19 protein-coding genes and 3 pseudogenes are annotated in these 18,630 nt (G+C 45.4%); 16 read left to right on the plus strand and 6 right to left on the minus strand.

Going from position 1 to position 18,630, the window contains the following annotated elements; genetic code table 11:
- Positions 1 to 380: 380 nt before the first annotated feature.
- The 16 genes and pseudogenes from EVJ32_RS16435 to EVJ32_RS05075 all read left to right on the plus strand — a co-directional run.
- Positions 381 to 581: pseudogene (locus tag EVJ32_RS16435) on the plus strand (hypothetical protein); the annotation flags it as partial.
- 75 nt (positions 582 to 656) lie between these two features.
- Positions 657 to 1,127 carry a dCTP deaminase/dUTPase family protein gene (locus EVJ32_RS16355; RefSeq protein ID WP_236639481.1) on the plus strand — a complete coding sequence of 157 codons (471 nt, stop codon included), beginning with the start codon at positions 657 to 659 and terminating at the stop codon, positions 1,125 to 1,127.
- Between the two features lies 1 nt (position 1,128).
- A complete protein-coding gene (gene nrdI, locus EVJ32_RS05010; protein WP_131457156.1) occupies positions 1,129 to 1,509 on the plus strand; it encodes a class Ib ribonucleoside-diphosphate reductase assembly flavoprotein NrdI in 381 nt (126 codons plus the stop codon).
- Positions 1,481 to 2,197 (plus strand): annotated as a pseudogene (locus tag EVJ32_RS05015) (ribonucleotide reductase N-terminal alpha domain-containing protein); the annotation flags it as partial. The gene nrdI and the pseudogene EVJ32_RS05015, both read left to right, overlap by 29 nt.
- Positions 2,198 to 2,479: 282 nt before the next feature.
- A pseudogene (locus tag EVJ32_RS05020) lies at positions 2,480 to 2,911 on the plus strand (ribonucleotide-diphosphate reductase subunit alpha); the annotation flags it as partial.
- A gap of 268 nt (positions 2,912 to 3,179) precedes the next feature.
- Positions 3,180 to 4,130 (plus strand): ribonucleotide reductase large subunit, encoded by a 951-nt coding sequence (locus EVJ32_RS05025; protein WP_131457162.1) that lies wholly within the window; start codon positions 3,180 to 3,182, stop codon positions 4,128 to 4,130.
- 12 nt (positions 4,131 to 4,142) lie between these two features.
- Positions 4,143 to 4,733 carry a ribonucleotide-diphosphate reductase subunit beta gene (locus tag EVJ32_RS05030; protein ID WP_131457164.1) on the plus strand — a complete coding sequence of 197 codons (591 nt, stop codon included), beginning with the start codon at positions 4,143 to 4,145 and terminating at the stop codon, positions 4,731 to 4,733.
- A gap of 242 nt (positions 4,734 to 4,975) precedes the next feature.
- Positions 4,976 to 5,374 carry a ribonucleotide-diphosphate reductase subunit beta gene (locus tag EVJ32_RS05035; protein WP_131457166.1) on the plus strand — a complete coding sequence of 133 codons (399 nt, stop codon included), beginning with the start codon at positions 4,976 to 4,978 and terminating at the stop codon, positions 5,372 to 5,374.
- Positions 5,375 to 5,479: 105 nt separating this feature from the next.
- A complete protein-coding gene (locus EVJ32_RS05040; protein WP_131457168.1) occupies positions 5,480 to 6,085 on the plus strand; it encodes a thymidylate synthase in 606 nt (201 codons plus the stop codon).
- Positions 6,086 to 6,199: 114 nt separating this feature from the next.
- Positions 6,200 to 7,357: an NUMOD3 domain-containing DNA-binding protein gene (locus EVJ32_RS05045; RefSeq protein WP_131457170.1), complete on the plus strand. Its 1,158-nt coding sequence runs from the start codon at positions 6,200 to 6,202 to the stop codon at positions 7,355 to 7,357.
- A 216-nt stretch (positions 7,358 to 7,573) separates the two neighbouring features.
- Positions 7,574 to 7,879: a thymidylate synthase gene (locus EVJ32_RS05050; protein WP_131457172.1), complete on the plus strand. Its 306-nt coding sequence runs from the start codon at positions 7,574 to 7,576 to the stop codon at positions 7,877 to 7,879.
- Between the two features lie 57 nt (positions 7,880 to 7,936).
- Entirely contained in the window at positions 7,937 to 8,515 is a 579-nt protein-coding gene (locus EVJ32_RS05055; RefSeq protein WP_161568777.1) for a dihydrofolate reductase, read from the plus strand.
- Positions 8,469 to 9,155: a hypothetical protein gene (locus EVJ32_RS05060; protein WP_131457176.1), complete on the plus strand. Its 687-nt coding sequence runs from the start codon at positions 8,469 to 8,471 to the stop codon at positions 9,153 to 9,155. The genes EVJ32_RS05055 and EVJ32_RS05060 overlap by 47 nt, the downstream gene beginning before the upstream one ends.
- Positions 9,152 to 9,808, plus strand: a complete 657-nt coding sequence (locus EVJ32_RS05065; protein ID WP_131457178.1) for a hypothetical protein — start codon at positions 9,152 to 9,154, stop codon at positions 9,806 to 9,808. Before EVJ32_RS05060 ends, EVJ32_RS05065 begins: the two co-directional genes overlap by 4 nt.
- Positions 9,809 to 9,839: 31 nt before the next feature.
- Positions 9,840 to 13,043 carry a DNA polymerase III subunit alpha gene (gene dnaE / locus EVJ32_RS05070; RefSeq protein WP_131457180.1) on the plus strand — a complete coding sequence of 1,068 codons (3,204 nt, stop codon included), beginning with the start codon at positions 9,840 to 9,842 and terminating at the stop codon, positions 13,041 to 13,043.
- Positions 13,030 to 13,491 carry a DUF1064 domain-containing protein gene (locus tag EVJ32_RS05075; RefSeq protein ID WP_131457182.1) on the plus strand — a complete coding sequence of 154 codons (462 nt, stop codon included), beginning with the start codon at positions 13,030 to 13,032 and terminating at the stop codon, positions 13,489 to 13,491. The genes dnaE and EVJ32_RS05075 overlap by 14 nt, the downstream gene beginning before the upstream one ends.
- A gap of 18 nt (positions 13,492 to 13,509) precedes the next feature.
- On the opposite strand, the gene EVJ32_RS05080 is transcribed toward EVJ32_RS05075, so the two are convergent.
- From EVJ32_RS05080 to EVJ32_RS05105, 6 genes are all read right to left on the minus strand, one after another.
- Positions 13,510 to 14,019: a hypothetical protein gene (locus EVJ32_RS05080; RefSeq protein WP_131457184.1), complete on the minus strand. Its 510-nt coding sequence runs from the start codon at positions 14,017 to 14,019 to the stop codon at positions 13,510 to 13,512.
- A complete protein-coding gene (locus tag EVJ32_RS05085; protein ID WP_161568778.1) occupies positions 14,000 to 14,905 on the minus strand; it encodes a ParA family protein in 906 nt (301 codons plus the stop codon). The genes EVJ32_RS05080 and EVJ32_RS05085 overlap by 20 nt, the downstream gene beginning before the upstream one ends.
- 191 nt (positions 14,906 to 15,096) lie before the next feature.
- On the minus strand, positions 15,097 to 15,354 hold the full coding sequence (locus EVJ32_RS05090; protein ID WP_131457188.1) for a hypothetical protein: 258 nt from the start codon (positions 15,352 to 15,354) through the stop codon (positions 15,097 to 15,099).
- A 1,701-nt stretch (positions 15,355 to 17,055) separates the two neighbouring features.
- Entirely contained in the window at positions 17,056 to 17,364 is a 309-nt protein-coding gene (locus EVJ32_RS05095) for a hypothetical protein (protein WP_131457190.1), read from the minus strand.
- Positions 17,365 to 17,376: 12 nt separating this feature from the next.
- Positions 17,377 to 17,937, minus strand: coding sequence for a phage holin family protein (locus tag EVJ32_RS05100; RefSeq protein WP_161568779.1), 561 nt, complete (start codon positions 17,935 to 17,937; stop codon positions 17,377 to 17,379).
- A 21-nt stretch (positions 17,938 to 17,958) separates the two neighbouring features.
- Positions 17,959 to 18,603 carry a M23 family metallopeptidase gene (locus tag EVJ32_RS05105; protein WP_131457194.1) on the minus strand — a complete coding sequence of 215 codons (645 nt, stop codon included), beginning with the start codon at positions 18,601 to 18,603 and terminating at the stop codon, positions 17,959 to 17,961.
- Between the last annotated feature and the right edge of the window lie 27 nt (positions 18,604 to 18,630).

Here is an 18,630-nt window from a genome sequence, read left to right on the forward strand (position 1 = left end):
ACAAAAAACAAACCAGGAGGTGGATTAGATGGGTAGATACGGTGTGATCGCGTGTTATCAGTGCGGAGAAGATGTTCATATTGAACACAAAATCAGACTTACGGCTCCTTCGATTTGTTGCTCTCGAGAGTGCGCTGCGAAATATAAAAAATCTCAAAGAAAAAACAATATGATATGTCCGGTTTGTAGTAAAGAATTTTATTTAAAACAATATTCGGTCAAAAAAAGCCAAACACGACTCCTGCTGTTCGTATGAGTGTATGGGTGAATATCGTAAGAAAGTTTACTACGGAGACAAAAATCCAAACTACGGCAACAGAGGTAGCAAAAACCCAATCTTTAAAGGCGGACGAAAGCGAAACGGCTACACTCTGATCTACATGAGGGATAAGCATCCGTTTACGGACTGCAACAATTACGTGTTTGAACATCGATTAGTCGCTGAAAACGAGCTTCCGATGACAGATGAGCAAAAAGTTGAAATTGACGGCAAATTTTACTTGAAACGAGAATACGATTTCCATCATAAGAATCAGATTAAAGATGATAACAGGTCTGAAAATCTTGAGATCGTATCTAGATCAGAACACATGGCCATACATAGCTTTATTAATCGAGGATATACAAGAAATAAACAGATTGGGGAGAAATACAGAATGAAGAACAAAAAAGACGGACGAGGATTTGAAGAGGTTGATTTAACGTTTAAAAAGTTTGACTCAGATACAAGCCTTCCAGAACGATCAGACAAAGGTTCTGCGGGGTATGACTTCTTTAGCAAAGAAGATTTTCTTCTCAAACCGGGTGAGCAACATGTGTTTTGGAGCGATGTGAAGTCCTATATGGGCGATGGCGAATATTTATCTGTATATCCGCGATCTTCTATGGGTATCAAACACGGAATTGTGCTATCGAATTCGGTAGGTATCATCGATGGGTCGTATTGGAGTAACCCTGCTAACGATGGGAATATCGGCATCTGCTTAAAAAACACATCGGATAAGCCGTATCGGATCTCTGTCGGAGACAGAATCGCACAAGGGATTTTCCAAATGTTCTTGACGGTCGATGATGACGAACCAATGTACGAGGGTCGGATCGGCGGATTTGGAAGCACAGGAGAGTAAGATGTTAGTCGTCTTTGACTCAAAAACAGGAAACGTCCGACGATTCTGTCAGCGATTGAATGGACTCGGTGTCGAAACCGTCCACATCGATGAATATAATACCGAAGACCCCTTCATCCTGATTACATATACGACAAAGTTTGGACAGACGCCCGAAACGACGGATCGGTTCATGGTTTTACATCACAAGAATTGCAAAGGTGTCGTGTCGAGCGGAAACCGAAATTGGGGAGATTATTATGCGAAAGCGGCAGACAATCTTTCCTTTGCGTTCGGTATCCCTGTACTACATAAGTTTGAACTCTTTGGATTAAAGAGCGATCTAGAAAAAGTAAAGAAAGAGGTTGAGAAATTTGCAGACATCCCTCCCGAAGTGGATTGAATTGAATAGCGCCATCATCAAACAGGGTGGTGGTTTTGATTTTGAGAAAGACAAAGAGGCCACGAAGAGTTACTTCGTCGACTACGTGAACGAGAATACGGTTTTCTTCCACGATCTAAAAGAGAAATTAGAGTACATGGTTGAAAACGAATATTACGAACGAGAGTTTTTGGAGAAGTACACATTCACTCAGATCAAGAAGCTGTTTAAGTATGTGTACAGCAAAAAGTTCCGTTTCCAATCGTTTATGTCAGCCTTCAAGACATACAACAACTATGTATTGAAGACAAATGACGGGAAACGTTTCCTGGAGCGCTACGAAGACCGTGTGTCAATCGTCGCCCTCTATCTGGGTCGAGGTGATTTCGAACTGGCGATGCGACTGGCCGAGGCGATGATCACGCAGCAACTTCAACCGGCAACGCCTACCTTCTTGAGTGCTGGACGAGCACGTCGAGGAGAATTGGTAAGTTGCTTCCTGCTCAACGTGAATGACTCGATGAATTCGATCGGCCACAACTTAAACAACGCCTTACAGTTATCGAAACGCGGTGGCGGTGTAGCAATCGATTTGACGAGTCTTCGAGCTCAAGGTGAGGCGATTAAAGAGATCGAAAACGCAGCGAGCGGTGTAGTTCCTGTCATGAAATTGTTGGAGGATTCGTTTTCATATGCAAATCAACTGGGTTAATTCGGCTCAGTATAAATGTGGTCAATTGCTGGAACTCCCGAGTATATCCGAGTAGGATACCATCCAGAGATGAGATGGCGACCCCTGAAAATCGAGGATTGCGGAAAATCAGCAGCCAAGCTTCTTTATCAGAAGAAGGTTCAACGACTAAGTGATTGTAAGAGCAATCTTTCAATCCGAACCACACGCAATAGCGAATATATAGTCTGATCCTTATGGCGACATGAGGAGTACGGCAGAAATGACCGTACCGCCAACAATTGTTGGTCTACAAGTAACAGAATGCAACGCGCCGGTAGCGGAGCTGTTTACCTAAATATCTTCCATGCGGATGTTGAAATGTTCCTCAGTACAAAAAAAGTAAACAGCGACGAAAAGGTTCGAATTAAAACGCTCTCGCTCGGTCTGATTGCGCCCGATAAGTTCTTCGATCTGGCCGCAAAAGACCAGGATATGTATGTCTTTTATCCTCATACAGTCTATAAAGAGTACGGTGTGCGTTTAAACGAAATGGATATGACCGAAATGTATGACAAGTTGGTCGAGAACCCGAACGTCCGTAAACGACGTGTTATTGCTCGAGACTTGCTGAATGAGATTGCTAAGACTCAGATGGAGTCAGGTTATCCGTACATCATGTACATTGACAATGCGAATAAAGACAATCAGTTAAAGGACATCGGAAAGATTAAGATGTCAAACTTGTGTTAGATTCTAGCACCTTCTACGAGCGATCGTAGTCGAAAACTCCGTTAAACGGGGAAACTCTCACATGAGACAATCCCGTAGTAAAGATTCGCATATGCGATAAAAAACTCTAACGACTATCCCATTTGGGAGTACGCCATAAGCGATTGATGGCGGAAAAGCGGAGCATCTTACATAGATGATGATATAGTCTCCTCTGCATGGCGACATGTAGCAGTTCATAAGAGAACGCGTTGTTCGGTAGCGTGAATAACGGAAGACAAGGACAGAAATCTTACAAGTACAAGAAGAATCAGAGATCAACGGTTACGGAGAAGAAGACGTCATTCGTCGCGACATCTCGTGCAACTTGGCATCACTAAACATCGCGAACGTCATGAAACATAAGTCTTTTGAGAAGACGGTTTCGGCAGCGATCGATGGTTTGATCGCGGTAGTCGAAGAAACGAACATCACAGAAGTTCCTTCGGTCGCCAAGGCGAACAGCGAGATGCGTTCGATCGGCCTCGGTGCGATGAACCTGCATGGCTATCTCGCTTCAAACAAGATTATGTACGAGAGCGAAGAGGCCAAAGACTTCGCAAATGCGTTCTTCATGACGGTTCGCTACTATGCGACAAAACGTGCGATGGAGATTGCTCGTGATACAGGTAAGGTGTTCAAGGACTTCGAGAAGTCAGAGTACGCAAAAGGAACGGCTCTTACGAAGTATACGGTGAATGATTACTCACCTAAACTCGACAAGATTAAAGAGTTGTTCGATGGCGTATCCATCCCGACGCAAGAAGATTGGGCTCTGTTGATTAAAGATATTCAACAGTATGGCTTGACGGCTTCGTATCTCCTCGCTATCGCACCGACTGGAAGTATCAGTTATTTGTCGAATGCGACAGCATCGGTATCTCCGATCACTCAGAAGATGGAGATGCGAGAGTACGGAGATTCTACGACCATCTATCCGATGCCGTATATGAACGACAGCAACTACTTCTTCTACAAAGAAGCGTATGACATGAGTATGTTTAAATATCTAGATCTCATCCGTGTCATCCAGGAACACGTCGATCAAGGTATCAGTACGACGCTCTATGTGAAATCAGATATGACGACACGAGAGCTCGCACGACTCTACGTTTACGCTCACCGTATCGGACTTAAAACACTATACTACACACGCACAAAACTTCTTTCTGTTGAAGAATGTGTGAGTTGTGCGGTATAAGGAGGACTATTGATGACACAAACGACACATAAGGCGGTCAATTGGGACACGCCGACAAATGATTACGCTGAGATGTTCTGGCTTCAGAACACGAAACAAGTATGGTTTCCCGAAGAGATTCCGGTGTCGAAAGACGTAAAAGACTGGTCTCTCATGAATGAAGATGAGAAAGACGCTTATTCTAAGGTGTTAGCCGGACTCACAGCACTCGACACGATCCAAGGAGGGAGCGGTATGCCGCTCCTCTCTCTTATGATGGATGACCTTCAGGTGAAAGCTGTATTTACATTCCAGGCAGCTATGGAGTGCGTTCACGCAAGAAGTTATTCGACCATCTTTACAACCCTTCTTCCGAAATCTAAGATTGACGGATATTTCAAGTGGGTTGAAGAGAACGAATTGCTTCAACGTAAGGCAGAGTTATTCGAGGGTGTATATCGCAACTTAGAGAAAGATAATCCTTTGTCTGTCTACAAGGGTCTTGTCGCTTCGGTAGCCCTGGAAACGGGAGCGTTTTACAGCGGTTTCTACTATCCACTCCTTCTTAAAGGTCAGGGTCGGATGACATCGAGCGGAGAGATTATTAAATTGATCGTGCGTTGAATATGAAAGATGGCGCACGTAAAACCTTTTGAATTCAGGGAACATCCTAACGTAGAGACGAGGACAATCCTGAGCCAAGGTCGCATATGTGACAAGGTGCAACGACCATCTCGAAAGAGAGTACATCGTAAGCGATTGACGATGGAAGCGGAAGGCGACGAAAGTCGATGATATGGTCTGATCTGCATGGAGACATGTAGCTGCGAAAGCGCCCCTCTTAGTAGCGTGAGAGGGGGAACATTATGGATGAAAGTATTCACGGGATTTTCACGGGTCTCATCGCGCAAGACATCTACAAGAAGCTTGCCTCGAACGAACAATTGGAAGCGGATGAGTTTACGGCAGACCTGTTCGCCAACCTCTATGACATCGAGAAGCTATACACCAACGAGGTTTACGATAAGATCGGACTTGCTCACGATGTCCGCAAGTTTGTTCGATACAATATGAACAAGGCGCTCCAAAACCTCGGACAGACCGACATGATGTTCGAAGAAGAAGAGGTTAACCATGTCGTCATGAACGGTCTTAGTACCGATTCGACGACGCATGATTTCTTCTCGCAAAAAGGGAACGGCTATCAAAAAGGCAAAGTTGAAGAACTTCGAGACGAAGACTTTGACTTCGACTGGCTCAAATAACACACACGCCCCGAAAATTCTTTCGGGGTTTTTCGTTTTAGCTATTGAAATCAAAAAGTATTTTGTATATAATCAAGTTAGAACTTAACAAAGGAGCTAATACATATGTCATTAAACCTAGCAGATATGCACTATCAAGCAACGTTAGCCGATCTTTTGGACTTCGGTGTCGCCAACTCTTACGAGGCAAGAACAAAACTTTCAGATGGTTCGACGATCAACTATCGCTCGCTGCCGTTCCCGGTACTACATAACTATCGTCTGTCACACGGAGAGTTTCCGCTCACGACGGTACGTCCGACCGCATGGAAGTCGGCCATCAAAGAGATTCTTTGGATCTTTCAAGATAAATCAACCGACGTTAATTTGCTCGAGAGCAAGTATGGTGTCAAATGGTGGAACGAGTGGAAACTTGAAGACGGTACAATCGGGAAGTCTTATGGGTATCAGATTGCCAATCAGAAACGTCGTGTGAAGCACGAAGATCTGTCGTCTACATATCAAAATGAAGTAACCAAACTTGTTGGTTACGCTTATCTCGATCAGATGGACTGGCTCATCAACAAGATTGAGACGAAACCCGACCGACGTATGATCATGTCGATGTTTAGTCCTGAAGAAGAGGGCGAGAAATCGTTACAGGAGTGCGCTTACGAGACGATCTGGCGTGTGGTGGGAGACGAACTGCATATGACATTGGTACAGCGTTAATCTGTGAGCGCCTTTACGTGGTGACACGTATAGCAAACCTGTCTAAACGGTGAAACTCTCGACTGATCCTCGAGACAATACCGTACTAAATAAACCCTTGAGAAAACAAACTAAATGAAAAAATATTCTTTATATGTTATCATGAACAAGAAGGCAAAGAAGTATTACGTTGGAATTTCGTCTAATCCAGAAAAAAGAAAAATCACCCATTTTTCTTCTCTCTCTCGAAACTCTCATCACAATCTCTATCTTCAAAGATCCTACAATAAAAATGGCGCAGACGCTTTTGAGTTCATCGTTTTATTTGACGAACTAAGCAAAGAGAAGGCGTCGGAAATTGAGGTTTACACAATCAAAACCTTTAAGAAGTTTCTCTACAACATATCGAGAGTATCTTCTGGAGGAGATATTGTATCTTACCACCCCAACAACGCTGAAATCAGAAAGAAAATATCCAAAGCTTCCAGAGATCAGTGGGCAAATCGAGACGAAGAGTTTAAAAGGAGGATGTCTGAGCGCATGAAAGGTTCGAATAACCATATGTACGGTCAGACACACGACGAAGAAGCAAGAAGAAAAATTTCTGCCGCCCACACAGGAAGAAGACTAACAAAAGAGCACAAAGAAAAAATGGTTAAAACTAGACGAGAACGATATACGCAAGAGGATTTAAGTAGAATTGCTTCTGCTGCTTTAAAAAAACGATATTCCAAGCAAGAAGAGCGTGATCGAACAGCAGAAAGTTCGCGCAGAAATTGGCAGAATCCAGAGTATCGTTCGAAGATGGAAATCAAGCTTAAAGAGATATCCGAGAATCGAATCGTAAAAGTGGTTTATAAAGGAGAAGAGTACGAAGGTAACAACTATCAAAGAATAGCCGACAAGATCGGACTTTGTGTTCCTACTCTCTACAAGCGTTTAGATTCTAAAGACGAAGAGTGGTCGGATTGTTGGAGGGTGACACACGAAAAAAGAACCAACAACTTCGACTACTCTAAGAGAAAGAAAGCTCCTCCGAAAAGCCAAGCTTCAAAAGATAAAGTCGGTAGAGCGTCATCTATGGATCACGTCATCTACTTTCCAGATGGTAAAGAAAAAAAGTTTTATAGTGGAAAAATGCTTTCTGAATATCTCAGAGACTTTCATTCTGTTGGTGGTGGTACGGTGAGCAGTCTAGTTAAGACTGGTGAACCGTGGAAGCCTAAGAAATACATACACAAACACCTAGAAGGAATTGTGATTAAAAATATCGGTATGATCAACCGGAAGTGAAAAGGAGGAAATTCTCAGGGGTTTTAAATGTCTAACGACTATCCCATCGGCCTTAAACGAGGCATTAGGAGTAGGGCGCAAGCTAACGGCGTGGGTGAGAATCCCTTAAATCGAAACGGCAGGGGTCTGATAAATCAGATCGTGATATAGTCTAATCTCATATGCGAATATGAGCTGCGCAAGCGGGATTGTTGTTGCGAAACAATCCGAATACCAATGTCATCAGATTACCTATTAGCATCACAAATCAACGCGCTCCAATATTCTGCATTACTTATGATGGTCGCTCAGGTGACAGGATATAAACCAGGGACGTTCTCGCATTTCATCTCGGACGCCCATCTCTATGACAACCAGGTCGAACAAGCGAAAGAGATTTTGAAACGCTCATCTATCGACTGTAAACCACGCCTTCACCTGAACGCCTACGGCAAAAATTTCTACGACATCACGTTGGACGACTTCGAGATCGAGGACTACATCACACATCCTCAGATCAAGTTCGGAGAGATCGCCCAATGAATGTAAACGTATACCGAAATATAAAAGTAAAGTATGAGAAAAGAGGTTTTCTGCATTATGTTGCAACTATCATTGATCGCTTGCGTCGATAAGAAGCTCGGTATCGGCAAAGGGAACGACCTAATCTATACATACAAGGAAGACATGGAGCACTTCATCAAGACGACGAGAGGCCATATCGTCATCATGGGGTCGGAGACATACCTGTCGCTGAAGCGTCCGCTCAAAGATCGCCTGAACATCGTCCTCACCTCGGGCAACAATAAAGAGGTGAACGAGCGACGGAAAATAGACGGGAAATACTTGACCGACAAAACTGATATTTTATTCGTCAACTCTGTCGAGGAAGTGCTTCGATTCATCGCAAAACCGCGCCAAAAAGACCGTAAGGCTTTCGTTATCGGAGGCGAGTCCATCTATACACAGTTCCTATTGTTCGCAAGCGAGCTGATCCTTACGGAAGTGGACGACGTCCGACCTGCGGATAAATATTTCCCTGAATTCAATTGGCTTAAATTTGAGGTCGTCGAAGAGCGGTCATTAATCGAGAATGTAACCATCAAAATCTACGAAAGAAAGGTCGATCGACATGTTGAAACAACTATTGAAGAACTATCCGCAAGTGGCGTCACTTAAGCAGCGCAAACACAAGACGCATAGCGAGTTACCAGAAGCAATGAAATTAAAGGTGTTGAAATCGTGGTCTAAAGGCGGTGGACGTGTGTTGTTCTGCCGTCTGAACGCCATCACGGAGGATGAGTATAAACTTATCGTCAAGGACGTCGTCTCTGAGGCGAAACACACGGGGCGGCGGATTCAGATCTCCCCGAAAATCACCTTGTCAGAAGGGATTCTCTATCTGTTCGGTCATATCTCGGAGCGGTACAACCCTCACGGAGCGATCGATAGCCTCGGTCTGACACGCAGTATGCTTCGCTATTACAAGGCAGGGTTCGAAGACTTGTCGGGCGAGCGGGTCGAGATCCGTCTGAAGACGAAAGAGCGACAGTATTTCCGAATGATCGATACGGAATACGTCTACATTTCACCGTCGACGGGGAAACCGATGAACGTCCTTGACTCCTCTACCTTCTACTCGGACGAGATCAAGTCGACGAAGATGAAGTCGGGAAATATCGAAGCCGTACTGTTCTGCAAAGACTCGTTGCGCGAATTCATGTTATACAAGGGTGACAAGAACACACCCAAGGGTACATATGAGTTTCGGTTCGAGTTTTTGACCGACACGGAACAGCGCCAGGAGATCGCGTCATGATCAAAGAGTTGTTGAAGAATCAGGATGGCGTCAAGCGCCTTCAACAGTATCGGTACAAGTGTTTCTCGGTTCTAACATTAGAACAGAAGAAGAAGGTGTGTCGCTCGTGGATACGTGGGAGTGACGCAAAATGGATCTCGTGCTACTACGAAATCTCAGAAAAAGACGTGACGACCTGTACGAAAGAGCTTTATCAGATGGCGATGTCTCTCGGACAAAAGAACGAACTGACACGAGACTTCGTCTGCTCGGACGGACTCGTTTATCTGATCGGTGAGATGTTGAACCATTGGAGTGTAAGAGAATTGCGTAAAGAGATCGGACTTACGACCAAGCAGCTTAGTGCGATTCGTGAACGTTATGAGCTGTTGACAGGGATTCCTTCAAAGCGAACGCCCGATAAAGACCGCAATCATTTTAGCTTTGTGCGAGATGAGATTTCTCGGACGAGCCCTCATGACGGGTCGAAGATGAAGGTGCTGGACTGCCCGCTTCAGATGACGACGGAGCTCAAGTTCGACGGGATGGACTTCACGAAGGTCAAAGATTCGTACTACTGTATGGAATCATTGCGCGAATTCTTCGGATATGACGGAGACGACAACGGAAATCCGAAAGGGTTATACGAGATTCGCTACGAATACATCGATTGATACCGAAATCAAAAAGTAAAGGTGTGAGAAAGTGAATAAGAACTATGTCATCTACCATTTACATACGGATATGAGTAACGCCAACTCGACAGGAGCGGATTCGATCACGAAGGCCGAGGAGTATATCGAGAAGGCGAAAGAGTTGGGTATGAAGGCCATCGCATTCAGCGAACACGGAAACATCCTGGGATGGGTCAAGAAGAAACAGATGACCGAGAAGGCAGGACTGAAATATATCCATGCCAACGAGATCTATATGACCGAAACGCTCGAGGAGAAGGTTCGGGACAACTATCATATGATGTTGATCGCACGAAACCTCGAGGGCGTCAAAGAACTGAACAAGTTATCCTCTGCTGCTTACGAGAAGGACGGTCACTACTACTATGACCCCCGTGTATCGATGGACGAGGTGATGAATACCTCTGACAACATCATCGTGACGTCTGCTTGCCTTGCGAGCTTGCTCTGGAAGGGTCGGGTACGTCTCGGACGACAAGACGCTGCAAACCGATTTATTGCGTGGATGAAAGAAAACAAACACCGCTGCTTCTTAGAGGTTCAATATCACGACATCGACGACCAAAAAGAGTTCAACGAATATTTGGTCAACCTCAGCAAAGAGACGGGTATTCGTCTGATCGCAGGGACAGACACCCACGCGCTCGACCAAGATCATTACAAGGCTAGACAGCATTTGATGAAGGCGAAGGGTGTCAGCTACGGATACGAGGATGATTTAGACCTCACGATGAAGTCGTATGACGGACTGGTCGAGATGTTTGAGAAGCAAGACGTCCTCGAGAACGAGCTCATCTTGGAAGCAATCGAGAACACGAACGTCATGGCCGATATGGTCGAAGAGTTTGAGCTCGACTACTCGTACAAGTATCCGAAGATCAGCAAGAACTCTGAGAAGGAATTTCTAGATGCCATCAACAAAGGGATCAGAGAGCGCGGATTACATAAACTACCAAAAGAGAAACGTAAGATGTACAAAGAACGTGTCCAAGAAGAGCTGAACGTCTACCGCGAGGTCGGGGCGATTGACTACATGTTGCTTCAGAAAAACATCTTAGACTACTCACGATCGATCGGAGCGGAGCCTGGATACGGACGTGGTTCGGTGTCGGGCAGCTTGATTGCCTACCTGATGAAGATCACGGAGATGGATTCCGTGAAGCATAAGTTGAGCTTCCCACGGTTCATGAGTAAAGAGCGAATCAGTCTTGCGGATATCGATATTGACAACGAAGTCTCTCGACGTCAAGAGATTATTGATTATGTAGCGAGCATGGAGAACAGATTTGAGAACTTCTACTTCTCTGAAATTCTAACGTTTCAAACACTAAAGGCAAAAGGCGCGATCAAGATGGCCTTCAAGCCATTCGGTTACTCTGAGGCTGATTGCAACGACATCACGAGAGATCTAGACGAAACGAAAAAAGAGCGTTTTGAAAGTCAGTGGCGTTCGTTGGGCGAAAAATACCCCGAACCGATGTGGTTTGCCGAACGATTACGTGGCGTCATTCATGCAATAGGGTCTCACCCGTCTGGATTCGTCGTAGCACCCCTGCCTATCGATGAGAATATGGGGACAATCTATACTAAAGATTCATCACGTCGAGTTTCAGCAATCAATATGAAAGACATCGATGGACTCAACTGGATCAAGTTGGACATTCTCGGTTTGAGCTCAATTGAGCTTACAAATGAGGTTTGCCGAATGGCTGGTATCGAGCGGTTGACACCGGACAATGTTGATGATCAAGATGAGGCCGTATGGAGATCGATGTTAGAGTCCACGCTCTCATGTTTTCAATGGGAATCAGACACAGCTTTCTCATATTACAAAAAACTGTTCAATCCTAACACCGTATCCTTGCTAAAAGAAAAAATTGGCGACGATCTTACATACATGAATTTATTCTCTATTGGCAACGCCGCTATCCGTCCATCAGGAGATTCTTATCGAGACGAATTAGCAAGCGGGGTGACAGTTGATTATGGACACAAGGCACTCAACGACTTCCTTGCTCCCACCGCTTCTCGGATGATTTTCCAAGAACAAATCATTGAATTTCTCAAAGAGTTTTGCGGCTACTCGGGAGGAGACAGCGATTTGGTGCGTCGCGCCATTGGAAAAAAAAGGAAGGAAGATTTGGATATCTACATTCCTCAAATCAAAGAGCGGTTCATTGAGACGATGACGTCGAAGCACAACGTCACAAAAGAACGAGCGGAAGAGCTGATTGTCTCGTTCCTTCAGGTCATCCATGACGCCTCGAACTACGGATTCTCAATCAACCACTCGCAAGCCTATTCGTACATCGGATATATCAACGCCTACTTACGGTATTACTATCCGCTCGAGTTCGCAGCAGTACAGCTCCAACTCCTTGCCGACGATGCCAAGCAGGGATATATGGAGAAATCGGCAGAGGTGATCCAATATGTCGCTCAACGTGGGATCAAACTGTCTCCTCCGAAATTCGGATTCGCCAAATCGAAGTATTCGGTCGACAAGGAGTCGAAGACGATCTTCAAGGACACGAAATCCATCAAAGGTGTCGAGTCCGTCGCGGGAGACAATCTGTACGCGCTCCGAGACAACAAATATGAGTATTTTGTCGACCTTTTGATCGATATCGAAGAAAACGGCCTCTGTAACAAAACGAGTTTGGTAAATTTGATAAAACTCAACTTTTTTGACGTACACGGGCAGAATATGAAGCTTTTGGAGATTTATGACGAATTTAAGGGCGGTAAGGCGCAATATAAGAAATCGCACAAGGAGAACACTAAAAATAAGCGCCGTCAGTTACTTCGAGAATTCGAGAGTAAGGTAATCGACCGTTCGTTACCGCTCACAGAGCAAATAGTGGCCGAATTGGAGCTCCTGGGATATGTCCAAACCCTCCCAAAGAGCACCGATAAAACCCTTCTTTTAACGGTCAATATCGACACGAAATACAGCCCGAAACTGACGGTCATCCGTCTTTCCGACGGGAAGTCGCGGACGATGAAGGTATCGAAGCAGACGTTCTATGACTATCAGAACGGCGGACACGCCCGAGTGAAGCTGGGCGACATCATCCGTATGAAGCAGACGAACATGAAGAACCGCTCGAAGTTCGTCAAAGGTGAGAACGGTGAACCTGGCGAGTGGGTCAAACTTCCCGAGAAAGAATTGTGGCTTGCACAGTTTGAGGTGGCGAATCATGAGTTTTGCTAAGAAGAAAACGACAACACCGAAGGCGAGCAAGTACAAGGCGAAGAAGACGGTCGTGGACGATATCAAGTTCGACTCCAAGATCGAGTCACAGTATTACCTGCTTCTCAAACAGGAGAAGGAGAGAGGTCTGATCAAAGACTTCTCTCTCCAACCTGCCTACGAGTTGCAGTCGAAGTACGAATACATGGGCGTGAAACGTCTCGCCATCAAGTATGTGGCCGACTTCCTGATCTACCATAACGACGGAACTGAGGTGGTCGTAGACGTCAAGGGACAGCCGACGACGGACGCCAAGCTGAAGCGCAAGCTGTTCGAGTACAGATACCCCGACAAGCATCTACGGTGGATCGTGTGGGTCGCCAAGCGCGGTGGATGGATCGATTACGACGACAACGAGCGGATGAAGCGTGAAGAGAATAAGCTGAAAAAGAAAATGGAAACAAAATGAAAGATGGTGGGCATATGCTCACCATCTTCTTCGTTTAGCTTCTTCTCTATCCGCAATGATCTTATCCACCTTGCCTTCCATCTTCTGAAAGTATCGAGGCGTGTTTGCGTCCTTGTTCGTATAGTATCTCGACCGACGATAATGATATTCGATATAGTCCGAGAACACATATATGAAAGGGGTTTTCGTCGTGGCCGAATAATCCTTGATCTCTCCATACAGTGCCGTCGGGATCAGAAGGCTTTTGACTTTCCAGTCGATCTTTTTGACACGAATCGGGATCAAGGGGGGAGTGTAGTCGCCGCTCTCGACGTTTAAGGGGAAGTCGTCCGCGATCTCTTTCATAAGATCGTTGACGGGAGTACCCGAATAGTAAGAGAGCATCTTAAGGATCTTATAGTCCCGCTCGTACACCTTCACGATCTTCCCTCTATCCTTGTTTCGTCTTGCCATATCCTCTTCGGTCAAGATGCTCGACTTCTTGTCCAACACCTTGTTCTTGTCAAAATTACTGTTTAACTTCTTCATTGCTCTCACTCATTTCCTTGATCCGCAGCAACACCTCGTCCACGACGGTCTCGAAGTGGGTCATCACCTCTTTATCCCAATTGTCGTACTCCCCAAAGTTGGTTGTGTCGGGATTAAAAGACTTCCCTTTTTCCGCCGCCTTGCGCATACGGGTCTCGATCATCTTCGGCACTAAGACATTTCTGTGGTACGCATACAGGCCATGCTTGGCGTACTTGCTGATCCGTGTCCGATAAGGGATGAACGCCCGGAAGAACGTGTCGTAGTCCGATAAGTCGTACTCTCGCGCAATCTCCACCATCGTATCCTTGTTGTCCTCACGTTTGTTCACCAGGACTCCTAAGAACTGAAGGTCTTTGTTGACGTGCTGATTGATCCGTTCGGCCACATCATAGAAGTCTCCGATTCCCTCGAACGAATATGCGCTCACCTCGCTCACGACGATAAAGTAGTCGCTAGCAGCCAAAGAGCTGTTCAAGAACACGCTGAACGTCGTAGGCGGTGTGTCAAAGAAGATGTAATCATAGTCATCCTCAATCTTTTTGACCATGTTTCGGAAATACGTGAACTCATTCTTTTCGTTCAATAAAAGACCGAAATTGGCCGTGTCTTGCGAGCTTGGAATGAAGTGGAAATTGACCGTCGGTCTCAGGATCGATGGCAACAGGTCTTTTGATTTCAGACCATCGAACACGGTTGTTGCGCTCTCAGAGAATCCGTCCTCATAGAACGTTTTAAACAATGTTCGTGTCGAGTTGGATTGAGGGTCAAAGTCCATAAACAATACCCTCTGACCTCTTTTGGCGAGCTCATACGCCACGAGCAAAGATGTTGTCGTCTTCCCGGCCCCACCCTTAGAGTTACCTATCGTTAGCTTCTTTGCCATCATCTCACACCCCTAATTGTTGATACTTTTATATTACCTTAAGTTCTAACATTAGAACATTAAAAGTTCTAATTGTAGAATATATAAGATACAACGTTAGAGTTTAATGCGTCAAAATATGGCTCTAACAAACAATTAAAGTATATTATTTCAGATACCTTAATTAAAATAAAAAAAGAACCATAATGCAATTAGGATTCGATAAACCCCACGATTTCGTCAACCAGTTCTGCGTTGGGCGTGTACAGTTCTCCGTCGACAGAAGGCCAGTCAATCGCGACCAACGTAGACAAGTAGCTATCCGAACCAATGTTTGTCAGGATGACGATCAACCCGTCTTCCTTCCCGACAAACACATCAGACTTTTCGGAATGTCCGATGATCCTCCGTGTCGCCATGTATTCTCCCCATATATCAGACGAGACTTCTTTTTGCGCTAAAATCTTCATTTCATCACCTCCATTTTCAAACCTTGCGTGAAATGAACATTTCACGCAAACATACCGACCTAAATAAGCCGTTTCAATAAAACAAGATCCATACAAGCCATCCATTTGCATCGAAACCGTATGTCGTGCGTCTTGATACATAGATTTTCGTATGAGACAGGGTTACATAATTAATTATTTAGAAACCAGAAGTGGATCTTGGAAATGGATATCTGCCATTCCTAACCTCATGCCTTTATCTTTCTCAACGACAACAAAAGATGTGGATAACTTGTATCGCAAAAATATAAAATAGTATTGGTGTCCACGTATTTATATCTAATGTTAGAAAATAAATATTACAAAGTTAGAAGATAAAATGTACAGAAACCCTTTAACAGAGCCGTTTTTGTCCTACCTACACACCGACAATTAAACAAATAAAAAACGACGACTCTCAAAAGAGAATCGCCGTCAAGACTTGCATTTCAGAAATTTTAGCTATACAATTAACTCAACAACTGAATTAAGACGCAAACCTACTGTGGATAACTTTTCTGACGGCTGCAACCTTCAGATCAGAATCCTTAACTCTTGAAACAACAAAGCGTTGCAAGAATACAAGAAAAACTTTTCCTACGAGTTTTTTCTTAAATTCATTGTACCTTGCAGCGCGGAAAAATTCAAGAGAAGTTGGTCTATTAGCCATGCCTTTTTTAGAAAAAGTGCATTTTGGCATAGACCTTTTTGCGTTGCAAGGAATTGCCTGATACCTTGTCTTAAAAACTGACAGAGGCTAGTTGGTGCCTCGTGCGTCCGTACACAAACGGAATGGGAGCTACCCCTCAATCAACGGCCACATGCGATCGGAAACGATACGATCATGTGTGGTGACTTTTATCTCGAAGCGATCTCCCAATCGGTCGCTCGAGAGGGTGATAGCTACCATAAAAACGCTGTACGAGGACGGATGATGTCTCTACGGAGACGAAGGATCACACATAAGTACGTTGCCAAACATCGTAAACGAGTCCGTAATGGACGCCTGTGAGAACGGGCGGACGAAACAGAATGGACGAATCCCGAAAGGGTAGGGCGCGGAAACCGCAAGGGGTCATTTGAGTGTGTAGTGTGGTCATAGGGAAACCTTAGGATTGATTGGGCTGATACGACGGAAACCGAGCATGAAGCAAGGGATGAACCGATCAGAATCTCTTCCTTCTTGCACCCTGTAAAAAATTTTTACGGGATGCAGGAAGGAATTTTCTGTCCACCGTTTCCGTCATTTCGCTTCAGGATGATGTGTTCTCCATCGAGGTCAAGTGTTAACTGTCCCTTTGGGACAGAAAATTCCTTAAGTAATTAAGTAATTGAATGAGCGAAAGCGAATGACTTCGCAAAGCGAAGAAGAGGTTTATTAGTCTGTGCTACGAGGGATACGAGTCTAGCGAAGTCTGACGAAGTGTTCCGCAGTAGCGAGCAATGAGTGTTTGGCGTAAACGCCGAAACACGAAGCGGTAGGGGAGAGTAGATAAGCTAAGGCAGATCGACCGCTTAATCCGTCAGGATTTCAGGGAGATCTAAAAGGACTGAGATGAAGAAAAGGGAAGTTTTTACCACTGAATTGATTATTATTTACATGAGGTATCTGAAATAAAAGAGAGGTTTTAATCCATAACGCAAAAAAAATGCGGACACCCCCGAAGGAATGCCCGCTCGTATTCAATTTCCTAACTGTTCCTTGACGTCGACGATGACCTTCTCAAGCATCACCTTGTCGACGTCTACGCCGATATCTTCGAGCTTGAGACGACCGAACTCGATCAAGAAATCGATATCCTGAGTCTGCTCGATCTCGAGACCTTGTGTCTTCGCCATGTCGACGAGGAAGTCCAAGACCGCCTCCTCCTCGATGACGTCCGCAGGGACGAAACCGCCATACGATTTCTTCCAAAGCTTCGCCACCACGCCTAACACGGCCACGATACCCGTCGCGACGATCGCTAACAGGTTTTCCATGATCATTTCCATATGTAACACCCCTTAATTGATTTTTTCTTGCTCTAGCCTATTACCTTGCGAGTCTTCCTCTTCTGCTGACTCTGCCAGTTTCTCCAGAGACTCACGGTTCCGTTTCGTCCACACGAGCCAGATGCTCAAATCCTTATGTCCCGCCTGTACCATGTTCTCGAAGATGGACTGCATCTCCCGTAAAAACATGATGGCGTAAGAGATATTGCCGATCATCAGCGCAAGCGCGGAAAGCTGCTCGAACCGGTAGGCGAGCCCTACGAAGACCATGATTACGAGGTAACTCAGCAACTTCTTGCGAGTACCGATCCACATGGCCTGTGACGTCAGCTTGCCGATTCGGATCGAGTTTAGTAGCCCGCCGTTCGTCTTGGAGATCGCATAGTATTTTGTCAACAGGTCTGTCGTCAATACCCCTAACACGATCATCGCGTATGTCTGATACGAGTCGACCGGGAAAAGGATGTAAGACACAAAACCCCAAGTTATCAGCAGATACGGGTTGATGGCGAGCCAGGCCTTCAACATATATTCAGTCGATTCTTTCAAGAACAAATTTGCTTCTTTGATCATCATGGCTCACCCCTCTCTTTATCAAACCCGGATGAAGTTCGCTGCCGTCGAACGTCCATCGTGTCTTAGTGTGTAGATATCGTCCTGATCCAAGAATGACTGGTTGCGGCGCTCATAAGAGAACGTCTGTCCTCGAGCCACCTTAAACACGTCCATCGGGTTGATGGTGCTGTCGGTTCCGCCCTTCCAGATCGTCGAGTTGCCTCTGAAGCTAGGCGAGTAGTTCGGGAAGCTGACGTCCGCGTCCAACTCGATATGGGCGTGTGGCGCACCTCCGTACTTACCTGTACCACCGTAGTTGCCGAGCGTCGTACCCCATTTCACTTTCTGTCCGCGCTTGACGTTCAGACGGCTCATGTGAGCGATACGGATAGCGATGTGCTTACGTCCCTTGTGTTTCCCGTAATGGATGTCGATGGGAAGGAGCGAACGCGCGATGACCGTGTAACCCATGAGGTAATCGAGTCCCGCGTAAACAATCTCCATATCGAAAGGCGCGCGAAGCTGTGTGTCCTTGCGTTGACGGTCGACGAAGTCAGACCCGAAGTGGACGACCCCCGCCGAGCGGTAAGTCCGCTGGAACCATCGTGTGTACTCGGGATGCTTATACCCGCATGTGATCACCATATCGTTGATCGGTAGGATTGCCTTTTGAAACTTAGCCATTAAAATCTCTCCTTGTTTTCGTAGTTG

The sequence above is a fragment of the Exiguobacterium sp. SH5S4 genome (assembly GCF_004337045.1).
GTDB lineage: Bacteria > Bacillota > Bacilli > Exiguobacteriales > Exiguobacteriaceae > Exiguobacterium > Exiguobacterium aurantiacum_A.